Origin of the sequence: Agathobaculum faecis, from assembly GCF_014287995.1 — a bacterium.
Classification (GTDB): Bacteria; Bacillota; Clostridia; order Oscillospirales; family Butyricicoccaceae; genus Agathobaculum; species Agathobaculum ammoniilyticum.
Genome location: NZ_JACOPL010000006.1, coordinates 79,553 through 102,505, shown reverse-complemented (window position 1 = coordinate 102,505; position 22,953 = coordinate 79,553). Strand labels below are relative to the sequence as shown.

The following is a 22,953-nucleotide window of genomic DNA, read 5'->3' as shown; positions in this document are numbered from 1 at the left end:
TCAGTTCGCCATACCGCGCTCACGCAGGTCGGCGACAATTTTATCATAAGTGGCCTTATCCAGCTTGTATGCGAACAGTGCAATCGCACATACGATCGAGCAGAGGCCGATGAACATATGCGAGCCGAAGTTCATGGCGAACAGCACGGTTGCATTCTGCTGCGCGCCCGCCACATAGCCCAGTGCGTCGAGTAGGGCCGCAGCGCCCGCGATCGAAACCGCCTGGCCGACCTTGAGCATGAAGTTAATGAATGTGGACAGGAAGCCGGCGCAGTAAACGCCGCACTTGTGGTAGGTATACTCGGCGGTGTCGGGCATCATGCCGAACACATTGCCCAGCATCATGCCGGAGCCGAGACCCACGCCGCCCATCATCACATAATAGATGATCTGGCCGCCCGAGGTGGTGATCGGCAGGAACTGCGAGATGATCGAGCAGATGGCGATCAGCGTAAAGGAAACACCGCCCAGTGTCCCCTTGTTCTTGACGCGGGTGACAAGATAGCTGACTGAGAACGCGCCCACCATGCCCATGACCGACCATAGGGTCTGTGTGTTCGCATAGAGCAGCTCGTCGCCGGCGTTATAGGTGCAGAAGTACAGGCGGAACGTCATGCCGCCCTGGATGATGCCCCAGCCGAGGTAGGCGATGGCAAGCTGGATAACCGGCCAGTTGCCTTTGAGCACCTTGAACTGCTTGATAAAGGAAACCTTTTCGGTCTTGGTGTCGTCGATTGTGACGACCTCCTTGGAGGAAGCGACCGTGATAATAAAGAATGGTACTGCGAGCAGGGAGAACACAATCGCCGCGTTGCGGTAACCGGTCGCGCCGCCGCCCATCGCGTTGACGACGCGGAGCGTCGCATAGGACAGTACGGTCATGGCGAGGAACGCTCCGGTCATGCGGTAGCTGGAAAGCGCGCTGCGCGTTTCGGTATCGCGGGTCATCATGGCGGGCATCGCGGAGTAAGTAACATTCACCATCGTATAGACCAGTACGAGGATGAAGTACATGCCGAGCCCCCACCAAGTACGGGCGGTTTCCGACCATTCCAGATTGGTGGTGAACGTCAGCACGTTGAAAATCAGCATTGGGATAAAGGAGAACATGACCCAGGGACGGTACCGCCCCCAGCGGGTGCGCGTGTGGTCAGCCAGCGAGCCGACGATGGGGTCGTTGACCGCGTCCCAGAACTTCGAAATGAAAATCAGCAAACCGACCGTCGTTGCGTTAATCAGCGCAATATCGGTCAGGAAGAATACCAGGTAGGAGCCGACCAACGTCCAGCTCATATTGCAGGCAAAGTCGCCGCAGGCGTAGCCTATTTTGCGAGGGATATTCAGCTTGGTATACTCATTCACTGCGGCAGCGGATGAGGTTGCGGTCGTTTGTGTGCTCATGAAAAATCCCCTTTCTTATCTCCGTGTTGTTGGATAAACAGCCTGCCCCTGCGGAAACGGATTCCGGCCGGCTCCGCAGGAACAGGATGCGCCGAGGGACAGGGTTACTTCGCGGCCGAGCGGATATAGGCGGCGATGTCTTCCGCGGCGTAGCCGTATTTGCGGCGCAGCTCCTCCCCGCTGCCGAAGCCCGCGTAGACCTGCGGGATGCCGAACCGGCGGAACGACTTGGGCTGGATGTGGTTGTCCGTGAAGAAGTCGGACAGCGTGCTGGCCAGGCCGCCGCTCATCAGATGGTCCTCCCAGACGACCAGGTTGCCCGTCTCCTCAACCGCCTTGCGGACGGCCGCCTCGTCGAAGGGCTTGATGGAATACATGTCGATCACGCGGACGTCGATCCCCTCTTTCGCAAGCTCCTCCGCCACATCAAGCGCTTCGCCTACCATTTCGCCATGCGCAAGGATGGTGAAATCCTTGCCGTCGCGCGCGGTCACGCTGCCGCCGATCTTGTATTCAATCGTACCCGGCTCATAAAGCTGACGGTCCTTCTTGCCCTGCGCCAGACGGATGTACATTGGGCCGGCATAGTCCATGGACAGGTGCAGGATGTCGCGGATCATGTTCGGGTCGCCGATGGACAGCACAGTCATGTTGACCATGCTCTTGAGGATCGCGATATCCTCCATCGCGTTGTGGGTCGAGCCGCCACCCGAGGTCAGGCCGCCGCCCGTACCGATGATGCGGACCGGCAGGTTCTGATAGCAGACCGCGGTGCGGACCTGCTCGCATGAGCGCATGGACAGGAACGGGAGCATGCCCATGATGACCGGAATGTTGCCCTCGAGCGCAAGGCCGGCCGCAACGCCCACGCAGTTCTGCTCCGCGATGCCGACGTCGATATACCGGTTTGGATAATGCTCGCGGAAACGCTTGAGGTTCATGCCGACATCGGGCGTGCAGACGAACAGCTTTTCATTGGTTTTGCCGATCTCATCCAGGGTGTCCCCGATCACGCTGCGCGCGGAAATCCATTCTCCAAAGTTAAATGAGCCAGCCATCTTTATGCCTCCTTACCGTAGTTCTTTGCCAGATCCTTGAGCGCCTGGTCCCAGTCTTCCTTGTTCAGGCTGCCGGCATGCCAGCCGATCACCTTTTCCATGAAGTCCACGCCCTTGCCCTTGGTGGTGTGCGCCACAATCGCCGTCGGACGCAGGGAGGTCACGGGCGGAAGGCTGTCCAGCGCGTCGACGATGGCGTTCATGTCGTGTCCATCAATCTCGATCACGTTCCAGCCGAACGCTTTCCATTTGTCGGCATACGGCTCCATGCAGGTGATTTCCTCGGTATAGCTGCACATCATCTGCTTGTTGCGGTCAATGACCGCGACAAGGTTGCCCAGCTCGTAGGAGCGCGCCGACATCGCGGCCTCCCAGACCGAGCCCTCGCAGCTCTCGCCATCCCCCAGCATGCAGACGACGCGGTGGCTTTCCTTTTTGACCTTGGCGGAGATGGCCATGCCGACCGCCATGGATAGGCCCTGTCCCAGCGAGCCGGAGGAGCATTCCACGCCCGGCAGATGTACCTTGCAGGGGTGCATGCCGTAGGCGCTGTCCATCTGGCCATAGGTGCGCACGATCTCGTCATAATCGAAAAAGCCGCGCAGCGCCATCGCGATATACATGCACACCGCGCCATGCCCCTTGGAAAGGACGAAGCGGTCGCGCCTCGGATTTTTGATGTCGGTCGGGTCAACGTTCAGCCCGTGGTGGAACAGACCGATCAGCAGGTCGGTCATCGACAGGTCGCCGCCGATATGTACGGCACCCTCGTATACGCCGCATAGATTGATCAGCTTTGTGCGCATTTCATACGCCAAGTCGTTTAAGCGCTTTACTTCCTGTTTGTCTGCCATCACAATACCTCCTTGAATGTTGAATACGCGCAGGGGAAGTGTGAACTTTTTCACAATTATATTGACATAAAAATAACGATATGGTTGAATTATCGTATTTTGCGACTGCGTTTTGTGAAAAATGACAATACGGATTCGACGCTCCCCTTGTGTATAAGTATCATACGACGGTTTTTAGTGTCTGTCGTCTGGTTTTACGGACATGAAATTGTATTTTGTGTCCAAAATAAGCGGTATAGAGTTGGAATATTGTGAAATGTTTACAAAAAACGGGTGTGCTTTTTGCACATATCGGATTTTGCGGTCCTGCCCTGAGAAGGCGAGAAAAAACGGCCGGAGGACGAGGCCTCCGGCCGTTTTCAGGAAAAATTACTCGAGGTCGGGATTGCACTTGATAAGGATTTTGGGGTATTTTCCGGTCAGCTGCGCATCAAACGCGGCCACGCCGTCATCCAGGTCGAACACCGTTTCAGTCAGGCACTTGAGGTTGAGGCGCGGCAGGAGCTGCAGCGCGCGCGGATACGCATAGGGGGCGACCATTACGCCGGTCACCGTTATCTCCTTGAAGTAGCAGTATTTCGAGATGTTGAAGGGCAGTTCGTACTCGTTCGGATACTGGGCGCCGTAGATCAGCATGCCGCAGTTGGCGGTGATATCAGGCAGCGAGGTGACCGCGCGCACCGAGCCGGAGCAGTCCAGAACAACGTCATAGCCCAGGCCGCCCGTCAGTTCCATCGCGGCCTGCACAACATCCTGGGAAGCGGGGTCGATCAAATGGTCCGCGCCAAGCTCGGAAGCCAGCGCGCGCCGGTCCGCGATCGGCTCGATCATGGTCAGGTCGGTCGCGCCGTACAGCTTGAAGGTCTGCAGGGCCAGCAGGCCGATCGGGCCGCCGCCACAGACACAGACGCGCATGCCGACCTTCATCTGCGCCTTGTCCATCATGCGCACGATGATCGACATGGGTTCGAGCAGGCAGCCTTCTTTCAGGCTGACCGAATCAGGCAGCTTGTAGACCTGGTCCTCGTGCCAGATCAGTTCGGGCGCGTAGCCGGGGCGGTTGTACTGCTGCGCGTTGACGCAGAACTGCTGCTGTCCGTTCTGGCAATAATAGCACCCGCCGCAGAACCGCAGGAAATTGCCCGCCACGCGGTCGCCGACCTTCAGGCCCTTGTGGTTGGCCTCCGGCCCTAATTCAACGACGACGCCGGAAATCTCGTGGCCGAGCGGGATCGGCTCGGTGGAGCCTTTCGGCTGGCCGAAACAGCCGGCAACACAGTGCGGGTCCGAGCCGCAGATCGCGCAATACGCGACCTTAATCCGGACATCCTGCGGTCCCATGGCAGGGAATGGGATATCCACCAGGGCTACCTTGCCGCGTGTTTCTGGGTTGGGATCTTTCATGTCGCCAACCAATACGCCGCATAATGTCTTCATCACAAACTGCCTCCTTTGCCTTATGTAAAGTATAGAATTCCGAACGCTGTACACAGCGCTATATTAATCAATACCAAGCATTTCAGTCAAAGTCAATTTATATTTCAGACATTTTCGCGGGAAACATGTCCCTTTTGGGGAATAGAAAATTTCGCGTTTTTTTCTATAGCAAACGCCCCTGACAAGTGTGGTATCCCATGTTATAATGAAAAAAACAGGAGAAACGGGTGTGTTATATGACGACGCGATACCGGAAGATGGTGGATGAGCTGGCTGACCAGTTGGAGCCTGGCGAGCAGGTGGAGGATGTGGCTTTGTTCAATTCCATCCCGACCATGTGCGGCTATTTTGCATTCGCCGCGGTTTCGTTTGCTGCGGGGCGGCTGTTTTCCGGCTATCACGCGGCGGTCCTGCTGTCGAGCGTGCTTTCCATGTGGATGATGGCGAGCGCAGCACATACCCTGTATCTGACGCAGAATTCGTGCGTTCTGGTCACCGACCGGCGCACGTTCGGCCATGTGGGCGAAAAGCGCTTCAGCCTGCCGCATGCCCAGCTCAAAAAAATGCTGCTCAGCCGCGTGCTGTTCCTGGATGGAGGGGACGCCCGTTCCAGCGTCCTGCTGCGCCATGTGTCCAACCGGCGTGAGCTGCATGCCGCTATTGCAAAGCACAGCGAAATCCTGTAAAATAAAATTACTATGCAAAAATAACAAATAACCTGTGTTTTTTGCATTATGAGAATGAGGGCTGATAACAGGAGAGAAAAAGGAGGAAAGATCGCTTTGCTGGCAGAGTACCGCAATCAACAGATATATCATAATCATATTACGACTATTCCTTTCGGCGCTTTTGATTTTGTTCTTTACTATGCGGAGCAGATGAGCCAGATCATACCGGTATTTGAACATCAGCACGACCTGTATGAGATTTTCTACGGCATAGAAGGGGAAGCCAATGTGGTTTGCGGACAGGACAGCCTGCCATTATATGAAAACAGCATGGTGCTGCTGGGCAAGAACCATCTGCACCGGCTGCGCTATATGCCGGAAAAGCCCGCGGTGTATTTCACAATGATCTTTGATATTATTCCGAAAAGCGGCAATTCGTCGATCGACGCGGAGCTTGAGTATCGGGAAATCGCCAAAGCGTTGGATAAAGCGGATACCAATAAATATATTTACCTGCCGCGCGCGGTTTCGCAGCAGGCGCTTCTTGCGGATATACACAAGCAGATACAGGACAGGAAGATCGGATGGGCTAGCCAGATCGGCATTTTATATTACCTGTTCGTCCTCAACCTGCTGCGGCAGACGACTTCGGTGGTTTCGGACGTGAAAACGCCGCTCGGCTATAAGAATATCGCGCTGGAAGCATCGAAGTACATACACTCCAATTATGCGGATGAGCTGACGATAGACATGGTAGCCCAGCAGTTAAACGTGACGCCGCGCCACGTCAACCGCCTGTTTCAGGAAATGTTCGGCCGCTCGTTTGCGCATACGGTCAGCGTGATCCGCATGGAATATGCGAAAAAGTACCTGCGGACGACAAACGATTCGCTGGAGCGAATCGCGATGCATGTCGGCCTGCCATCCGGCAAGGTGCTGATCCGGCTGTTCCATGAGCAGGAAGGGATGTCGCCGGGGGATTATCGGGCAAAATTCCATTAAAACAGAAAGCGGCCGCCCGCTGTTTCCTTGTCTTGTGCGGAAACGGCGGGCGGCGTTGTGTCATGGAGGGCTTCAGCGCAGTAGCGGCAGGTTGCCGGTCAGCCGGCCGACCAGCTTTTTCGCGCCGCAGATGCCGATGCCGAAATAGGACAGCTCCTCCTCGGGGGAAGCCGCGGCCTTACGGGTGAACTCGCTGTAGGTTCCGCAGCCTTGTGCGAGGTCGGAGAAATCCACGGCGATCAAGCCGGCGAAGCACGGCTCGTACAGTTTCCGGCGAAGCGCGCGTAGCGTCTGCCGGTCTGCCCGCAGGATGGGTACGGGGAGGGCGGTGATGCCGAGGTGGGCGCGGCCGCTTTTGTCGCGAACATCCGGTCCCACCGCTTGCGGCAGATGCTTGCCCAGCGTGATGCCTAGTATGGCTGCCGTATTGGCGATCAGGCCCAGCGGCAGCGTCCCGTCGATCACCAGCACACATTTTTCTGTTTGCGTATCCATGATTACCGCTCCTTCTGCATATCGTTTCCGGTAAAGATTTTTTGGTATTGCCCGGGCGTAAGCCCGATGAACTCCTTAAAATAGTGCGTGAAATGGCTCTGGTCGGCGTAGCCGGTCAGACACGCGGCGTCGGCCGGAGGAACGCCCTGCTCGAGCAGCTCCTTGGCGCGGCTGAGCCGGATATTCTGCAGATACCGGTAGGGAGAAACGCCAACCTGCCGCGCGAACAGGCGCAGTAGGTAGGATTTGCCGAAATCTGTCATGGAAACCAGGCTGTCGAGCGTGATGCTGTCCGCGTAATGCTGCTCCATATAGGCGCAGAGCATCTGGATCTGGCTGTTCTGCGCGGGCGGCGGCTCCACTCCGGCTGGCGGCAGGGTGCAGCCGGACAGAAGCGGTTCGAGGAGATAATAGAACGCCTCCTGCTTTTCCAGCGCGGGCGCATCGCGCACAAGCGCGTCGTACAGGGCACGGAGGGCGTGCATGAGCTCGCTCTGCGGCAAAAGGTTGCGCGTGAAACGGGGCGGCTGCTCCCTGCCGGTGATCTCCCTTGCGGCACGGCACATAACGTCGGGTGGGATGTTGACCGCGCGGTAGTCCAGCGGTTCGCCGCTTACAGGGGCGCAGCAGTGGCAGTCGTGCGGATTGAAAAGCACAAGGTCGCCGGCCGATATATCGTATTCCTGTCCCCCGCACCACAGATGGCGCCCGCCGCTTTCGATGAAGCCGATGACATAATACTCGTGGAAGTGGTTGGGGAATTTCTGCACGACGCCCTGCAGGTGATAAGCTTCTATGCCGAGCACCTGGTCGTAGCAGACGGTACGGGATTCATCCGGCATGACGCGGCCTCCTTTCATAGTCTGCAGACAGTATAGCATACCGCGCGCCAAAATTCTTGCAGTATATTACACTCCGCCAAGCAAAGCGCGCCGCTGCTTGCAGCGGCGCGCTGTATTATTGCAGATAATTGGTGATGCCCAGTCGGTTGCCGAACGGGTCCTCAAATTCAGCGGTCCAGCCGGTCCGCATATGGAACGGTTCGGAAAGGAATGCGATGCCGTCCGCGCGCATCCGACGGTACTGTGCCTTGACATCGCTGACTTCAAACCAGGTTACGGGCTTCTGGACTGGGAAGCGGCACTTGTCCTTGAGGATAATGGCCGGCTCCTCCTGCCCGACACGGTAGGCGGACATCCCGCTGTCGGAAAAGTCGAATTTCAGATCCAACCCGAGCGCGCCGCCGTAAAACCGTTTCGCCGCGTCCAGATCATCGACGGGCAGGAAAAAGTTGTCATAGCCTTTCACTACTCCGTTTCCCCTTTCCAGCGCGTAAGAGTGGGGAAATATTCCCGCATCTGCTCTCTCGCGCGCTCGCGGTCGGTGTACAGCTCGGGTGCGCAGTTGAGGTTGTGCTCTATCTGCTCTTCCATGGTTGCGTCGTAGGTGAACGCGCCGTTCTGGTAGCAGTAGGTGCAGTAGGTGCAGCTTTGCGTGCCATCCGCTTCGGTGCCACGGTCGGCGGGCCTGGTCATCGGCATGCCGCAGGACTGGCAGATGTCCGCCAGACCGACGTAAATATCGATATCCGCCTGCCCGTCCTCGTAATTGCGGTATTCCTCAAAGTCCACGCCGTAGGCGCGCGGCAGGGGCAGGGACCAGATTTCGCCCCATGCCTGCATCGGCATCGCGCGGATATCACCGTGAAAATGGAATTTAGCGTATTCGCCCGCCGGTATCTCGATTGGTACGCACCCCGCGGGGCAAGCTTCACTTTCGCAGGCCACGACCGCGTCGTAGCTCTCGTCGTCCCAGCCGTAATTGGTATATAGACCGTAGCAGGGCGCGCCTTCCCGTCCGGCCATCAGGCCGGCGCGCATGAACTGCTCCCACAGGCCGCCGATCTTCTGCGCGCAGGCGGGATCGGCGTTCCCTGTGCGGCATTTCAGCCCAACCAGCGTTCGGGCGGGCAGGGATACGGTTTCATATTGCAGCATAGCGTTCATCCTTTCGGTTTTGATGGCTCCATTGTAGCATCGGATACCGGACAGGGCGCGTCCGCATTTGGATAAAGCGCGGCGATTTTTTTTGCTTCCGCCGCGATGTGGCGGCGCAGTGCGGGCGGGGACAGGATTTCGGCATGCGAGCCATAGGACAGCAGATAACCGGCACCCCAGGCACCTACCGGCCATTCGGTCCGCACCAGCAGGGATCCGTCCGGCTGCGGGGAGATGCAGGCGCGTTCAAATTCATCATATACGCGGAATGCCACGGCGGGGGAAAAGCGGACGGCGATGCGGGTGGTCGGCACGGATACAGCCTGATTCCCGTCCAGCGGGGGCGGGTCTCCGTGCGGCGCGAAGCGCTCGTCCAGCAGTGCGATACGCTCCATGCGCGACAGCTTGAAGGTGCGGAAAGAGCGTCGATCCCGACACCATGCCTGTAGGTACCACGAAATTCCCTTGAACCGCAGCTTGACCGGTTCCACGGTGCGCCGCGCCGCAGCACCATTCTGCCCGTAATAGTCAAAGGCCAGCACCCGACGCTCCAGGATAGACGACTTGAGCAGCTCGAACAGCGCGCGCCGCTCGCCGGAGTCGCCCCAATCGGAGAAATCCGCGTCGATCCAGCTCACGGCCTCGCGCCGGAACAGGGCGGACAGGCGAGTGAGCAGAGCGCCATCCTGCACGGCTCCGGTGGCGCGAAGGGTTTGCAGGGCGTACAGGATTTCGTCCTGCTCGCGCGCGGACAGCAGGGATTTGGACAGCACGAAGCCGTCCATCAGGCGCACGCCGCCCCGCCGCCCGCGCGCCGCGTAAACCGGCACGCCCGCCGCGGAGAGCGCGTCAATATCGCGGCGGATGGTGCGCTCAGATACCTCCAACTGGCAGGCAAGATCAGGTATGGTCGCGCCACCGCGCTCCAAAAGGATATATAAGATCTCAAACAAGCGTCCGCTTTGCATGGCTTCACCCCTCACCAGTAGTATAGCACAAAAAGCGGACAAAGTATGGCCGGTTTTTGGAAAGAACACGCGGACAGGCTGGCAAAGAGAAAAAAGGCTTCGGAACGATGTTCCGAAGCCTTTTCTGTTCAGTTGGCGGAAGAAAGAGGAGATTTAGCAAACGCCCTGAGCGAGCATGGCGTCCGCGATCTTCTCAAAGCCGCCGATGTTCGCACCCATGACAAGGTTGTCCTTGTGGCCGTACTTTTCAGCGGACTGAATGCAGGTCTTGAAAATGTTGACCATAATATCGTGCAGACGCTGATCAACCTCCTCGAAGGTCCAGGACAGGCGCAGCGAGTTCTGGCTCATCTCCAGGCCGGAGGTGGCGACGCCGCCTGCGTTGGCCGCCTTGGCAGGACCGAAGAAGATGCCGTTTGCCAGGAACGCCTCCACAGCCTCCGGCGTGGACGGCATGTTCGCGCCCTCGGCCACGAATTTGCAGCCGTTCGCAATCAGGGCCTTGGCGTCGTCGCCGCTGATCTCATTCTGGGTTGCGCAGGGCAGCGCGACGTCGCACTTGACGCTCCACGGGCGCTGGCCCTCGGTGTAGGTGCTGCCCGGCACGCGGTCCGCGTATTCCTTGATGCGACCGCGCTTGACCTCCTTGATGTCCTTGACGACATCGAGGTTAATGCCGTTGGGGTCGTAGATGAAGCCATTGGAATCCGACACGGTAACGACCTTGGCGCCCAGCTCGGTCGCCTTCTGGCAGGCGTAGATCGCCACGTTGCCCGAGCCGGAGATGGCGACCGTCTTGCCCTCAAACGAGGTACCCTTGTAAGCGAGCATTTCCTTCATATAGTAGCACAGGCCGTAGCCGGTCGCCTCGGTGCGCGCGAGCGAGCCGCCGTAGGACAGGCCCTTGCCGGTGAGTACGCCGGTGAACTCGTTGCGCAGGCGCTTGTACTGGCCGTACATAAAGCCGATTTCGCGGCCGCCGACGCCGATATCGCCCGCCGGTACGTCGGTGAACTGGCCGATGTGCTTGGACAGCTCGGTGATGAAGGACTGGCAGAAACGCATGACTTCCGCATCGGACTTGCCCTTGGGATCGAAGTCCGAGCCGCCCTTACCGCCGCCCATGGGCAGGCCGGTCAGGCTATTCTTGAAGCACTGCTCAAAGCCGAGGAACTTGATGACCGACGCGTTGACAGACGGATGGAAGCGCAGACCGCCCTTGTAGGGGCCGATTGCGGAGTTGAACTGCACGCGGAAGCCGCGGTTGACCTGAACCTTGCCCTCGTCATCCACCCACGGAACACGGAACATTACCATGCGCTCCGGCTCGACGATACGGTCGATGATGCCGTTCTTCTCCAACTCCGGACGCGCCTCTACGACCGGCTCGAAGCTTTCGAGTACTTCAAGAACCGCCTGCTGAAATTCCGGCTCGTTCGGGTTGCGCTTCTGCACGGTTTCGTATACGCGCTTGAGGTAAGTGTTGGTAAGTGCCATTTGATTTGTCCTCCTTACATTTCTGCCGCAGCCTCTTTCCAATAATCAGGGAAAAGTGCGGAATAACTTACATACATGCTGTAGTGTGTAATTATTATATAGTATTTTGCGAATGTGTGCAACAATTTAGCGTGTTAAAAATATACATTTTTTACTTGTGGAATGGGGATGGAAATTGTCAGATTTACCTGATATAATGAAGCGCGAGGGGGTGCGACTTGCAAAATGAACAGTTTTGACAAAATTTATGCGGTCGTCCGGCGCATCCCGCGCGGCACGGTCGCGACTTACGGCCAGATTGCGCTGCTGGCGGGCAATCCGCGCTGGGCGCGGGTGGTCGGCTATGCGCTGCACGCGAATCCGGATCCGGAAGGAATACCATGCTACCGCGTGGTGACCAAAGAGGGCCGTACCTCTCCAGCTTTTGCATTCGGCGGCGCGGATATACAGCGCGCAATGCTGGAGGCGGACGGGATAGAGTTTACCGCCGACGGGCGGGTGGATATGGAGCGGTTCCGCTGGGAGGGAGCTTGACGATGATCGATCTGGAAAAGCTGGCGGCGCTGGCAGTCGCCTATGATGCGGGGGACGCGCGTCGGGTGCAGCATTTTATGAAAGTATATGCGTTCTGCCGCCTGTTAGGACGAAGCGAGGGCCTGGGGGAGGAAGAACAGAATATTCTGGAGGCTGCGGCTCTCCTGCATGATATCGGCATTCACGAAGCGGAGCGCAAGCACGGCTCTTCCGGCGGGAAGTGGCAGGAGCTGGAGGGGCCGGCGGTCGCCGCGCCGCTGCTCGCGCAGGCCGGCGCTTCGGCGGCGCAGGCGGAGAAAATTGCTTGGCTGATCGCGCATCATCACAGTTTCGACGCTTCGGAGGATCTTGCCTTCCGCATCCTGCTTGAGGCGGATTTTCTGGTCAACGCATATGAAAGCGCCCTGCCGCCGGAGGCCTGTGGAACGGCGGGGGAACGGGTGTTCCGTACAGAGACTGGCCGTTCATTTTTACAGAAAATGTATCTAGAAAAGCCGTATAAGCCGTAAAAGTGCATAAATTACAGAGAAGAAATGGCGTTCCGTTTGGCAGAGGGAACGCCCTTTTTGAACTTTTTGTGAAATCTGTTGACAACACAACGAATCGGTGTATACTGTGTTAGTAAGCTAACAGTAAGGAGGCTAACAATTAATGCAGGAGCAAACGATCTGCGGCGAGCTCGGCATGCTGAACAATCTGTTCAAGCGGCAGATGGCGTGCCAATCGGGCGAGGAATTCAGCAAGGTGACCGGTATGCAGGGGATGATTATTCATTACCTGCTGGTTGCAGACGGCGACCGCTTCCAAAAGGATGTGGAGACTCAGTTCCGCTTCCGGCGTTCGACTGCGACCGGCATTTTGCAGCTCATGGAGCAGCACGGGCTGCTGCGGCGCGAGCCGGTGCCGCAGGACGGGCGGCTCAAACGGCTGGTGCTGACTGACAAAGCGTTGGCGCTCGATGCGCGGATCAAAAAGAAGTTCCGCGACACAGAGACGCTGATGCGTGCCGGCATCAGCGAGGAGGACATGGACGCCTGGTTCCGCGTGTGCGGCAGGATCCGCGCGAATCTGGAAAACTATCAACGCAGGGCTTCGGAGGGACAAGAATGATAAAGAGGCTGTTACAAAGCGTGCGCGAGTTCAAAAAGGATGCGCTGCTCACGCCGTTTTTTGTGGTGCTCGAGGTTGTGATGGAGGTCGTTATCCCCGCAGTAATGGCGCTTCTGATTGATAAGGGCATTGATGCGCAAAATATGGGAGAGATCTGGAAATACGGAGCCATCCTCGTGGCGTGCGCGGCGCTGGCGCTGGTGTTCGGCGCGGCGGCAGGCACCTATGCGGCGCGCGCCTCCACCGGCTTCGCCCGCAACCTGCGGCACGACATGTATTATGCGGTGCAGGATTTTTCCTTTTCCAACATCGATAAGTTTTCGACCGGCTCGATCGTCACCCGCTTGACGACCGACGTGACCAATGTGCAGAACTCGTTCCAGATGTGTACGCGCATCGCGGTGCGCTGTCCGGTCATGCTGGTGTTCGCGCTGATCATGGCGTTTCAGATCAACGGCGAGCTGGCGCTGATTTTCCTGGGCGTGCTTCCTGTTTTGGCGGTGGGCATGGGCCTGCTGATGAAGTTTGTCGGGCCGATCTTCGAGCGTGTGTTCAAGATCTACGACCAGATGAACACGGTCGTGCAGGAAAACGTGCGCGGCATCCGTGTGGTCAAGGCCTATGTGCGTGAGGAATATGAAACCGAAAAGTTTCAAAACGTTTCCGGACGGCTTTACAAGGCGTTTTCCAAGGCGCAGAAGATTATGGCGGGCGTTTCACCGCTCATGCAGTTCTGCATGTATGCCTGCATGCTGCTGATTTCCTGGTTCGGCGCGCGGCTGATCGTCGGCGGCAGCATGACGACCGGCGAGCTGACCAGCCTGTTTTCCTACGCGATGCAGATATTGATGAGCCTGATGATGGTCGCGATGGTATTCGTCATGATTACCATGTCTAAGGCGAGCGCGGAGCGCATCGTCGAAGTGCTGGAGGAGCAGCCTGACCTCCATAATCCGGCGCAGCCGGTGACTGCGGTAAAAAACGGGGATATCGATTTCGATAACGTCAATTTCAGCTACAAGGGCGATGCGCGTAAGCTTGCCCTGCGCGGCGTGGACCTCCACATCAAGGCGGGGCAGACCATCGGAGTCCTGGGCGGCACCGGCTCGGCCAAGTCTACGCTGGTACAGCTGATCCCGCGCCTGTACGATGTCACGACCGGCTCGGTTAAGGTGGGCGGCGTGGATGTGCGCGATTATGACATTGAAGCGCTGCGCGAGCAGGTCGCCATGGTGCTGCAGAAGAATGTGCTGTTCTCTGGCACGATCAAGGAGAACCTGCGCTGGGGCAACGAGCACGCGAGCGACGAGGAGCTTGAGCACGTGTGCCGTCTGGCGCAGGCGGATGAATTCATCCAGCAGATGCCGGGGAAATACGATACCTATATCGAGCAGGGTGGCACCAACGTATCTGGCGGCCAGAAGCAGCGTCTGTGCATTGCCCGCGCGCTGCTGAAAAAGCCCAAGGTACTCATTCTGGACGACTCGACCAGCGCGGTCGACACCAAGACCGACGCGCTGATCCGCAAGGCGTTCGCGGAGGAGCTCCCGGGTACGACCAAGCTGATTATCGCGCAGCGCGTCTCGTCCGTGCAGGACGCGGACCAGATCGTTATTCTGGACGGCGGCGCGATCCAGGCGGTCGGCACACATGAGGAGCTGCTCGCGGGCAACCCGATTTACCAGGAGATCTATAAGCAGCAAATGAACAAAGGGGGCGAGGAATAATGGCAAGACCCGCAATGGGCGGCCCTGGCCGCCGGGGACAGATGGCCGGCGGTAAACGCAGCAAAAATCCGAAAAAGACGCTGGGCCGGCTGCTATACTATATCAGGGATGGCTACGCGGTTCAGTTCGGCGTGGTTCTGGTGTGCATTCTGATCTCCGCAGTTGTGAACGTAGCGGGTTCGATGTTCCTGCGCGTGCTGATCGACGATTATATCGCGCCGCTGCTGCTGGAAGCCGCGCCCGTATTCACCGGCCTGATACATGCCATCCTGCTGATGGGCCTGATCTATCTGACAGGCATTGTTTCCACCTTCCTGTATAACTGGCTGATGGTGGCCATTTCGCAGGGCATTTTGAAAAAGGTGCGCGACGAGATGTTCGGGCGTATGCAGACCCTGCCCATCCGCTATTTTGACACCCATACCCACGGCGACCTGATGAGCCATTTTACCAATGATACAGACACGCTGCAGCAGATGCTCAGCCAGTCCGTCCCGCAGATGTTCTCCTCCATAATGACGATCATCGCGGTGTTTATCGCCATGCTGGCGACCAATGTGTGGCTGACGTTGTTCGTGCTGGCAGGCGTCGCCGTGATGCTGGTGGTGGTCAAGCGGATCGGCGGGCAGTCGGCAAAATACTTTTTGGAGCAGCAGACCTCGCTTGGCAAGGTTAACGGCTATATCGAGGAAATGATCAACGGGCAGAAGGTTGTCAAGGTGTTCTGCCATGAGGATAAGTGCAAGGAGCAGTTCGACGCGCTCAACGATGAGCTGCGGGAAAATGCGAAGAACGCGAACACCTTTGCCAACATCCTCATGCCGATCATGATGAACATTGGCAACCTGCTGTATGTGCTGGTGGCCGTGGTCGGCGGCACGCTGGCGCTGTCCGGTGTGGTTGGAAGCAGCATCACCATCGGCGTGATCGCCAGCTTCCTGCAGCTGACCAAATCGTTTACCCAGCCGGTTACACAGATTTCGCAGCAGTTCAACTCCATTGTCATGGCGCTGGCCGGCGCAGAGCGTATTTTCGAGCTGATGGATGAGGCGCCGGAAACGGACGACGGATATGTCACCCTGGTCAACGCCAAATACGATAAAAACGGCGAACTGGTGGAAACGCCGGAAAAAACCAACATTTGGGCGTGGAAGCATCCGCATGAGGACGGTACGACCACCTACCAGCAGGTACGGGGCGACGTTCGGTTTTTCGACGTGGATTTCGGCTATAATCCGGAGAAGATCGTGCTGCATGATATCACGCTGTACGCCGAGCCGGGGCAGAAGGTGGCTTTTGTCGGCGCGACCGGCGCGGGTAAGACCACGATTACCAACCTGATCAACCGCTTTTACGATCTGGCGGACGGCAAGATCCGGTACGATGGAATCAACATCAACAAAATCAAAAAGGCGGACTTGCGCCGCTCGCTTGGCATCGTTCTGCAGGACACTAACCTGTTTACCGGTACGATCCGCGACAACATCCGGTACGGCAATCTGGAGGCGACCGACCAGGAGATCGAAGCCGCGGCGCAGCTTGCGGGCGCGGACGACTTCATCCGTCGTCTGCCGGACGGCTATGATACGGTGATTGACGGGGACGGAGGCAGCCTGTCACAGGGTCAGCGCCAGCTTTTGTCCATTGCGCGCGCGGCGGTGGCTGATCCGCCGGTTATGATCCTGGACGAAGCGACCAGCAGCATCGATACCCGCACCGAGTCCATCGTGCAGGCGGGTATGGACGGCCTGATGTACGGCCGCACCGTGTTTGTGATCGCACACCGCCTGTCGACTGTGCAGAACGCGGACGTGATTATGGTGCTTGAGCTGGGCCATATCATCGAGCGCGGCAACCATGCGCAGCTGATTGCCGAGCATGGAAAGTATTACCAGCTCTATACCGGCGCGTTCGAACTGGAATAAACGGCGGCCCTGTTCCAGGGCGGCGGAGGGAGCGTCCGCCGGAGCCGGACACCTTGGCAGGCAGGCCGCATCCGCGGCCTGCCTTTTTCTCTGCACTCGGGCAAAAGGGGGCCGAACATGAAGAAAGGGCTGCGCCACTGAAATCGGTTGCATGATTCCTTGCACCGCGGACAAATGTTTTTCGGAAGAAAGCACAAATTTTGCAATTCTTACGAAAAGATAATAGGTAGTTTGCCCGAAATTGCTCAAAAGGCGAAAAAAAGTCTGCCAAATCGTAGAAAGAGTAGTATAATAAGAAAAAATAATCCAAGCGCCCGAATGATTTCACATCGGAAAGGGCGAGGGATTAGGTTTGTAAAGGAGAAGATAACCATGAAGAAAAGTCTGAGCATGCTTCTGGTCGGCTCGATGCTGGTAACAGCGCTGGCGGGCTGCGGCGGCAATACCGATACGCAGGGCGCGGGCGACGGGCAGGATAACACGGATGCTGCAGCAACCGCGTTTTTGATCGGCGGCACCGCGCCGCTGACCGGAGAAGCGGCGATTTACGGCAACGCGGTCAAGAACGGCGCCGAGCTTGCGGCGGAGGAGATCAACGCGGAAGGCGGGGATATTCAGATCAAGGTCATTTTCGAGGATGATGAACACAACACGGAAAAGGCTGTCAGTGCGTACAACGCGCTCAAGGACGAGGGCATCCAGCTTTCCCTCGGCGCGGTAACCTCCAAGCCGGGCGAAGCGATCGCGCCGCTGCACGAGGAGGATCACATTTTCGCGCTGACCCCGTCGGCTTCCTCTCCGGCCAATATAGAGGGCAACGACGTTGTGTTCCAGATGTGTTTCTCCGACCCGAATCAGGGCATGGCTTCCGCGGAGTATATCGCGGATCAGCAGCTCGGCACCAAGATTGGCGTTATTTATAAGAGCGACGACGTGTATTCCACCGGTATTCTGGAGCAGTTCAAGGCTGAAGCAGAGTCAAAGGGCCTTGAGATAGTGACCGAACAGGCGTTTACGACGGAGACGCAGAACGACTTTTCGGTGCAGTTGAACGCGTGCAAGAGCGCCGGCGCTGACCTGCTGTTCCTGCCGATTTATTACACCCCGGCGTCCCTGATCCTGACCCAGGCGAACGCGATGGGCTATACGCCCAAGTTCTTTGGCGTGGACGGTATGGATGGCATCCTGACTGTCGAGAATTTCGATACCACGCTGGCAGAGGGCGTTATGCTGCTGACCCCGTTCAATGCGGATGCGACCGATGAAAAGACCGTAAACTTCGTGACCAAGTATAAGGAAAAGTACGGCGAGACCCCGAACCAGTTCGCGGCTGACGCATATGACTGCATCTACGCTTACAAGCAGGCGCTTGAGGAAGCGGAATGCACGCCGGATATGTCTGCTTCCGACCTTTGCGACAAGATGATCGAGACGTTCCCGACCATCACGTTCGAGGGCCTGACCGGCGACGGCGCGGGTATCACCTGGGATTCCAACGGTGCGGTATCCAAGAGCCCGAAGGGCATGATTATTGAAAACGGCGCGTATGTAGGCATGTAAAAGCCTTCGGCGCGTTCGGGTAACGGACCGCTGAAAACAGTTGAACGAAAGAACGAAGGAGGGCGCTGCAGCAGAACGCTACGGCCCTCCTTTGCGTCTATTCCACGGTATTCACCGCGTTATGGGGTGGGGCGACGGCTCGACGCCGCTTGCCGAGCCCTTGCCCCAACCCACAAGCAAAAAGAGAAATAAAAGAGATTTGAGGTGTTCCGAATGATGGGTTTCCTGAATCATCTGATCAACGGCGTGAGTCTGGGCAGCATCTATGCGATCATCGCGCTGGGCTATACCATGGTCTACGGTATTGCGAAGATGCTAAACTTTGCCCACGGCGATGTGATCATGGTGGGCGGATATATGTGCTTCTGCGCCACGACCTATCTGGGCTGGCCCGCTCCGGCGGGCGTACTGCTCGCGGTCGTTGTCTGCACAGCGCTTGGCGTTGTGATCGAACGGCTGGCCTATAAGCCGTTGCGCATGGCGCCGTCACTGGCGGTGCTGATTACGGCGATCGGCGTTTCCTATTTCCTGCAGAACGCGGCGCTGCTGATCTGGGGCTCGGGGCAGAAAAGCTTTACCTCGGTCGTAAAGGGCAGCCCGTTCCAGTTGTTTGACGGACAGCTTACGGTCACGCCGGTCACGCTGGTCACGGTGCTTGCTTGCATTGTTATCATGATCGTGCTGACCCTGTTTACCAACAAGAGCAAAATGGGTACGGCGATGCGTGCAGTTTCCGAGGACAAGGGCGCGGCGCAGCTGATGGGCATTAATGTGAACACGACGATCTCGCTGACGTTCGCCATCGGTTCCGGCCTGGCCGCGATCGCGGGTGTACTGCTGTGTTCGGCCTATCCGACGCTGATGCCGACGACCGGCTCGATGCCCGGCATTAAAGCGTTCACCGCGGCAGTGTTCGGCGGCATCGGCTCGATCCCGGGCGCGTTTGTCGGCGGCATCCTGCTGGGCGTGATCGAGATTTTCGCGGGCGCATATATTTCAACCCAGCTTTCCAACGCGATCGTATTCGCGGTGCTGATCCTCGTGCTGCTGGTCAAGCCGGACGGGCTGCTCGGCAAACGCGTGAGCGAAAAGGTTTAAGGGGGCGGCGCTGCGATGAAAAAGTTCAAGAAATATGCGGCCTCTAAGGCCGGACGCGATACGCTGCTGTCCTTCGGCATTGTGATCGCCGGCTACATCTACCTGCAGGTGATGGTGGCGACGGGCAATATCTCCAGCTTGCTGGAAAGCCTGCTTGTGCCGATCTGCGCGTATGTCATCATGGCGGTTTCGCTCAACCTGACTGTGGGTATCCTGGGCGAGTTGTCGCTCGGCCACGCGGGCTTTATGTCGGTCGGCGCGTTCGCGGGCGTCGTGACGACGACCTGCCTGGCGGAAGCGATCCCGTCCGCGCCGCTCCGGCTGGCGGTCGCGATCCTTGTGGGCGGTATCTGCGCTGCGGTCGCGGGCGTGATCGTGGGCGTGCCGGTGCTGCGTCTCAAGGGAGACTATCTGGCGATCGTCACACTCGCATTTGGCGAGATTATAAAAAATATCATCAATGTGCTGTATATCGGCCTGGACAGCACGGGACTGCACTTCAGCCTGCTCGAGCAGCGGTTTGAGCTGGCGGAAGGTGGGGAAATGATCATCAACGGGCCGATGGGCGTGTCCGGCGTATCCCGACTGTCGACCCTCACCACCGGCTTTGTGCTTGTGCTGATCACGCTGTTCCTGATTTTGAACCTGATTAACAGCCGCGCGGGCCGCGCGATCATGTCCGTGCGCGATAACAAGATTGCCGCGGATTCGATCGGCATTTCGACCACGCGGTATAAGCTGATGGCGTTCGTCATTTCGGCAGCATTCGCTGGTATGGCCGGCACGCTGTACGGCATGAACTACACTACCATTACCGCGGCTAAATTTGATTTCAACACCTCGATTCTGATTCTTGTTTTCGTCGTGCTCGGCGGGCTGGGCAATATCTGGGGCTCGATCATCGCCGCGTCGCTGCTGACGATCCTGCCCGAGGTGCTGCGTGAGGTCGGCGAATACCGCATGCTGATCTATGCGATCCTGTTGATTGTGATGATGCTGTTCAACAACTCGCCGCTTAAGGCGCGGCTGCTGGAAAAGCGCGGTATGAAGCAGATGAGCAAGCTGGAAAAGAACGGGAAGGAGGGCGCGTGATATGGCAATGCTTGAAGTGACTTCGCTGGGGATTTCGTTCGGCGGCCTGCGCGCTGTTGACGAGCTTTCCATGAAAATAGAGGAGGGCGGGCTGGTAGGCCTGATCGGTCCGAACGGCGCGGGCAAAACCACTGTGTTCAACATGCTGACCGGCGTGTACCGCCCGACGGATGGCGGCATCCGGCTGGACGGGCAGAACCTGATCGGGAAAAAGCCGCACGATATCTGCAAAATGGGCGTGGCGCGCACGTTCCAGAACATCCGCCTGTTTTCCAAGCTGACCGTGCTGGACAACGTAAAGACCGGCCTGCATAACGAGATCACCTATTCGTTAGCGGAAAGCCTGTTCCATGTCGGCTCCTACCGCAAAAAGGAACGCGCCATGAATGAACGCGCGATGGAGCTGCTGGGCGTGTTCGGGCTGGAAAGCGTGGCGGATTACCAGGCGGCGAACCTGCCGTACGGCAAACAGCGCAAGCTGGAGATCGCCCGCGCGCTGGCGACCAATCCCAAGCTGCTGCTGCTTGATGAGCCGGCGGCGGGCATGAACCCGAACGAGACCGCCGAGCTGATGGAGACGATCGAGGTCGTCCGTAAGCGCTTCGGCGTGACCGTGCTGCTGATCGAGCACGACATGAAGCTGGTTTCCGGCATCTGTGAATACCTGTATGTACTCAACTTCGGCCGTTTGCTGGCCGAGGGGACGCCGGGCGAGGTGCTGAAAAATCCGGAGGTCGTCACGGCCTACCTTGGCGAATAAGGAGGGAAACGAAGTATGGCAATGCTGGAAGTAAAGGATATCAATGTGTACTACGGCCTGATCCACGCGCTGCGCGACGTTTCCTTTACGGTAAACGAGGGTGAGGTCGTCGCGCTGATCGGCGCGAACGGCGCGGGTAAAACTACGACGCTGCATACCGTCACCGGACTGTTGCCCGCCAAAAGCGGCACGGTGACGTTTGAGGGCAAAAACATCACCAGAAAGCCCGGGCATGAGATCGTCCGGCTGGGGATGAGCCATGTGCCGGAGGGCCGGCGGGTATTTGCGGGTCTGACCGTGCGTGAAAACCTGCGAATGGGCGCCTATACCCGACCGAAAGGCGAGGTTGAGGCATCTCTGGCGGAGGTCTACAAGCGCTTCCCGCGCTTGGAGGAGCGCAAAAACCAGGCGGCAGGCACGCTGTCCGGCGGCGAGCAGCAAATGCTTGCCATGGGCCGCGCGCTGATGGCAAAGCCGCGCATCCTGCTGCTCGACGAGCCATCCATGGGCCTGTCGCCGTTGTTTGTGGGCGAGGTGTTCAAAATCATTCAGGAGGTGTCTGCCGCGGGGACGACCGTCCTGCTTGTTGAGCAGAACGCGAAAAAAGCGCTCTCGATCGCGGACCGCGCCTATGTGCTGGAAACCGGAAGGATCGTAAAATCCGGCAAGGCGTCTGATCTGCTGAACGATGATTCCATCAAGAAAGCCTATTTGGGAGAGTAAGGGGGAAGCGCGAATGAAGCCGTATATTATCACGATCGCCCGCCAGTATGGGTCGGGCGGCAAAACGGTCGGCAAAATGCTGGCGAACAAGCTGGATATCCCGTACTATAATCGGGAGATTATCACGATGGCCTCCGAGGACAGCGGTATCAATGCCATGCTGTTTTCAGACGAACGGCTCAAGCCCGACTTTTTGACCCGCCTGCGCAGCCGCTATAAAGGAGATACAAGCGTAATCAATGACTCCTCCAAGGCCTATCTGCGTGACAACGCGCTGTTCGACTATCAGGCGAAAATCATCTGCAAGCTGGCCGATCAGGGGCCGTGCGTGCTGATCGGGCGCTGCGCGGACTATATCCTCAAGGGGCGGCCGGACGTGGTTCGGGTGTTCGTCCACGCGGACGCGGCGTTCTGCCTGCAGGAGGCTATGAAAATAGATTCGATGCCGGAGGATGCGGTGGCCAGAAAAATCGCAGAGATCGACGAATACCGCGCCAAGTATTACAAGCACCACACGGGAAGCGACTGGTATGACGCGCGCAATTACGATCTGTCGCTCAACAGCGGTGTGCTGGGCTTCGACGGCGTGGTGGAAGAAATTGTGCAGTATATGCAGGTGCGTTCCCAATTCCAGAAATAAGGCTGCAGGTTGTGGCGGAATGACGCGGATTGCAAGCCACCCTGGGCGGTTCAGTATATCCGTTTTCGTGCAGCGTCGTGCGGCCGAATGCTATGAGATTCTAAAAAAGCCTTGTGCATCCGTGAAAAGATGCATAAGGCTTTTCTGTTGGGGGTACTGCTGTTGCGCATGACAATTGCAAAAAAGAGAAAAAAGGCTTGACGAAAGCAAGGATATAGGATATAATATATCTCGTCCTCTGTGAGAGCAGCAGACTATGGAGAGTTGGCTGAGTGGTCGAAGGCGCACGATTGGAAATCGTGTAGGCGTGATGAGCGTCTCCAGGGTTCAAATCCCTGACTCTCCGCCAGATTACCGCACTTTATCGAAAGATAAAGTGCGGTTTTTGCTGTTTTTTAACGGAAAAC

At 57.7% G+C, this 22,953-nt stretch carries 23 protein-coding genes and 1 tRNA gene; 14 read left to right on the top strand and 10 right to left on the bottom strand.

All coding sequences use genetic code 11. The annotated features are described in order from the left end of the window. The 4 genes from H8S45_RS07730 to H8S45_RS07715 form a co-directional block, all read right to left on the bottom strand. Entirely contained in the window at positions 1–1,401 is a 1,401-nt protein-coding gene (locus tag H8S45_RS07730; protein ID WP_054326414.1) for an MFS transporter, read from the bottom strand. Positions 1,402–1,505: 104 nt separating this feature from the next. Beyond that, positions 1,506–2,459, bottom strand: coding sequence for a transketolase family protein (locus H8S45_RS07725; protein ID WP_054326415.1), 954 nt, complete (start codon positions 2,457–2,459; stop codon positions 1,506–1,508). Between the two features lie 2 nt (positions 2,460–2,461). Then, the gene (locus H8S45_RS07720) at positions 2,462–3,313 is read right to left on the bottom strand and encodes a transketolase (RefSeq protein ID WP_054326416.1); all 852 of its coding nucleotides are present in this window, start codon (positions 3,311–3,313) and stop codon (positions 2,462–2,464) included. A 369-nt stretch (positions 3,314–3,682) separates the two neighbouring features. After that, positions 3,683–4,750: a zinc-dependent alcohol dehydrogenase gene (locus H8S45_RS07715; RefSeq protein ID WP_054326417.1), complete on the bottom strand. Its 1,068-nt coding sequence runs from the start codon at positions 4,748–4,750 to the stop codon at positions 3,683–3,685. A gap of 236 nt (positions 4,751–4,986) precedes the next feature. On the opposite strand from H8S45_RS07715, the gene H8S45_RS07710 reads away from it, so the two are divergent. Together H8S45_RS07710 and H8S45_RS07705 are read left to right on the top strand one after the other, a co-directional pair. Beyond that, positions 4,987–5,436: a hypothetical protein gene (locus tag H8S45_RS07710; protein ID WP_107631710.1), complete on the top strand. Its 450-nt coding sequence runs from the start codon at positions 4,987–4,989 to the stop codon at positions 5,434–5,436. 96 nt (positions 5,437–5,532) lie between these two features. After that, positions 5,533–6,420, top strand: coding sequence for an AraC family transcriptional regulator (locus tag H8S45_RS07705; protein ID WP_054326419.1), 888 nt, complete (start codon positions 5,533–5,535; stop codon positions 6,418–6,420). Positions 6,421–6,492: 72 nt separating this feature from the next. On the opposite strand, the gene H8S45_RS07700 is transcribed toward H8S45_RS07705, so the two are convergent. The 6 genes from H8S45_RS07700 to gdhA all read right to left on the bottom strand — a co-directional run bounded on the left by H8S45_RS07700 (position 6,493) and on the right by gdhA (position 11,377). Next, positions 6,493–6,915 (bottom strand): DUF2000 domain-containing protein, encoded by a 423-nt coding sequence (locus H8S45_RS07700; RefSeq protein ID WP_054326420.1) that lies wholly within the window; start codon positions 6,913–6,915, stop codon positions 6,493–6,495. A 2-nt stretch (positions 6,916–6,917) separates the two neighbouring features. After that, positions 6,918–7,757, bottom strand: coding sequence for an AraC family ligand binding domain-containing protein (locus H8S45_RS07695; RefSeq protein WP_107631712.1), 840 nt, complete (start codon positions 7,755–7,757; stop codon positions 6,918–6,920). Positions 7,758–7,872: 115 nt separating this feature from the next. After that, positions 7,873–8,223 (bottom strand): VOC family protein, encoded by a 351-nt coding sequence (locus H8S45_RS07690; protein WP_054326421.1) that lies wholly within the window; start codon positions 8,221–8,223, stop codon positions 7,873–7,875. Continuing rightward, complete coding sequence (locus tag H8S45_RS16285) at positions 8,223–8,912, bottom strand: zinc ribbon domain-containing protein (protein WP_054326422.1); 690 nt, start codon at positions 8,910–8,912, stop codon at positions 8,223–8,225. The genes H8S45_RS07690 and H8S45_RS16285 overlap by 1 nt, the downstream gene beginning before the upstream one ends. A 5-nt stretch (positions 8,913–8,917) precedes the next feature. Then, entirely contained in the window at positions 8,918–9,880 is a 963-nt protein-coding gene (locus tag H8S45_RS07680) for a helix-turn-helix transcriptional regulator (protein ID WP_054326423.1), read from the bottom strand. A gap of 153 nt (positions 9,881–10,033) precedes the next feature. Next, a complete protein-coding gene (gene gdhA, locus H8S45_RS07675; RefSeq protein WP_054326424.1) occupies positions 10,034–11,377 on the bottom strand; it encodes an NADP-specific glutamate dehydrogenase in 1,344 nt (447 codons plus the stop codon). Between the two features lie 225 nt (positions 11,378–11,602). Between gdhA and H8S45_RS07670 the strand changes: the two genes are divergently transcribed. From H8S45_RS07670 to H8S45_RS07615, 12 genes are all read left to right on the top strand, one after another. Then, positions 11,603–11,911, top strand: a complete 309-nt coding sequence (locus H8S45_RS07670) for an MGMT family protein (RefSeq protein WP_054326425.1) — start codon at positions 11,603–11,605, stop codon at positions 11,909–11,911. A gap of 2 nt (positions 11,912–11,913) precedes the next feature. After that, positions 11,914–12,420 carry an HD domain-containing protein gene (locus H8S45_RS07665; RefSeq protein WP_054326426.1) on the top strand — a complete coding sequence of 169 codons (507 nt, stop codon included), beginning with the start codon at positions 11,914–11,916 and terminating at the stop codon, positions 12,418–12,420. Positions 12,421–12,562: 142 nt separating this feature from the next. Beyond that, entirely contained in the window at positions 12,563–13,021 is a 459-nt protein-coding gene (locus H8S45_RS07660; protein ID WP_054326427.1) for a MarR family winged helix-turn-helix transcriptional regulator, read from the top strand. Next, positions 13,018–14,748 carry an ABC transporter ATP-binding protein gene (locus tag H8S45_RS07655; protein WP_186949886.1) on the top strand — a complete coding sequence of 577 codons (1,731 nt, stop codon included), beginning with the start codon at positions 13,018–13,020 and terminating at the stop codon, positions 14,746–14,748. Before H8S45_RS07660 ends, H8S45_RS07655 begins: the two co-directional genes overlap by 4 nt. Then, the gene (locus H8S45_RS07650; protein ID WP_186949884.1) at positions 14,748–16,673 is read left to right on the top strand and encodes an ABC transporter ATP-binding protein; all 1,926 of its coding nucleotides are present in this window, start codon (positions 14,748–14,750) and stop codon (positions 16,671–16,673) included. The genes H8S45_RS07655 and H8S45_RS07650 overlap by 1 nt, the downstream gene beginning before the upstream one ends. A 372-nt stretch (positions 16,674–17,045) precedes the next feature. Next, positions 17,046–18,233 carry an ABC transporter substrate-binding protein gene (locus tag H8S45_RS07645; protein ID WP_054326429.1) on the top strand — a complete coding sequence of 396 codons (1,188 nt, stop codon included), beginning with the start codon at positions 17,046–17,048 and terminating at the stop codon, positions 18,231–18,233. A 216-nt stretch (positions 18,234–18,449) separates the two neighbouring features. Continuing rightward, positions 18,450–19,331: a branched-chain amino acid ABC transporter permease gene (locus H8S45_RS07640; RefSeq protein WP_054326506.1), complete on the top strand. Its 882-nt coding sequence runs from the start codon at positions 18,450–18,452 to the stop codon at positions 19,329–19,331. A 15-nt stretch (positions 19,332–19,346) separates the two neighbouring features. Further along, positions 19,347–20,423: a branched-chain amino acid ABC transporter permease gene (locus H8S45_RS07635; RefSeq protein ID WP_054326430.1), complete on the top strand. Its 1,077-nt coding sequence runs from the start codon at positions 19,347–19,349 to the stop codon at positions 20,421–20,423. Position 20,424: 1 nt separating this feature from the next. Next, entirely contained in the window at positions 20,425–21,183 is a 759-nt protein-coding gene (locus H8S45_RS07630) for an ABC transporter ATP-binding protein (RefSeq protein ID WP_107631714.1), read from the top strand. Between the two features lie 15 nt (positions 21,184–21,198). Further along, the gene (locus H8S45_RS07625; protein ID WP_054326431.1) at positions 21,199–21,906 is read left to right on the top strand and encodes an ABC transporter ATP-binding protein; all 708 of its coding nucleotides are present in this window, start codon (positions 21,199–21,201) and stop codon (positions 21,904–21,906) included. A gap of 13 nt (positions 21,907–21,919) precedes the next feature. After that, positions 21,920–22,546, top strand: a complete 627-nt coding sequence (locus tag H8S45_RS07620) for a cytidylate kinase-like family protein (protein WP_054326432.1) — start codon at positions 21,920–21,922, stop codon at positions 22,544–22,546. 258 nt (positions 22,547–22,804) lie between these two features. Then, positions 22,805–22,895, top strand: a tRNA-Ser gene (locus H8S45_RS07615). Positions 22,896–22,953: the final 58 nt, after the last annotated feature.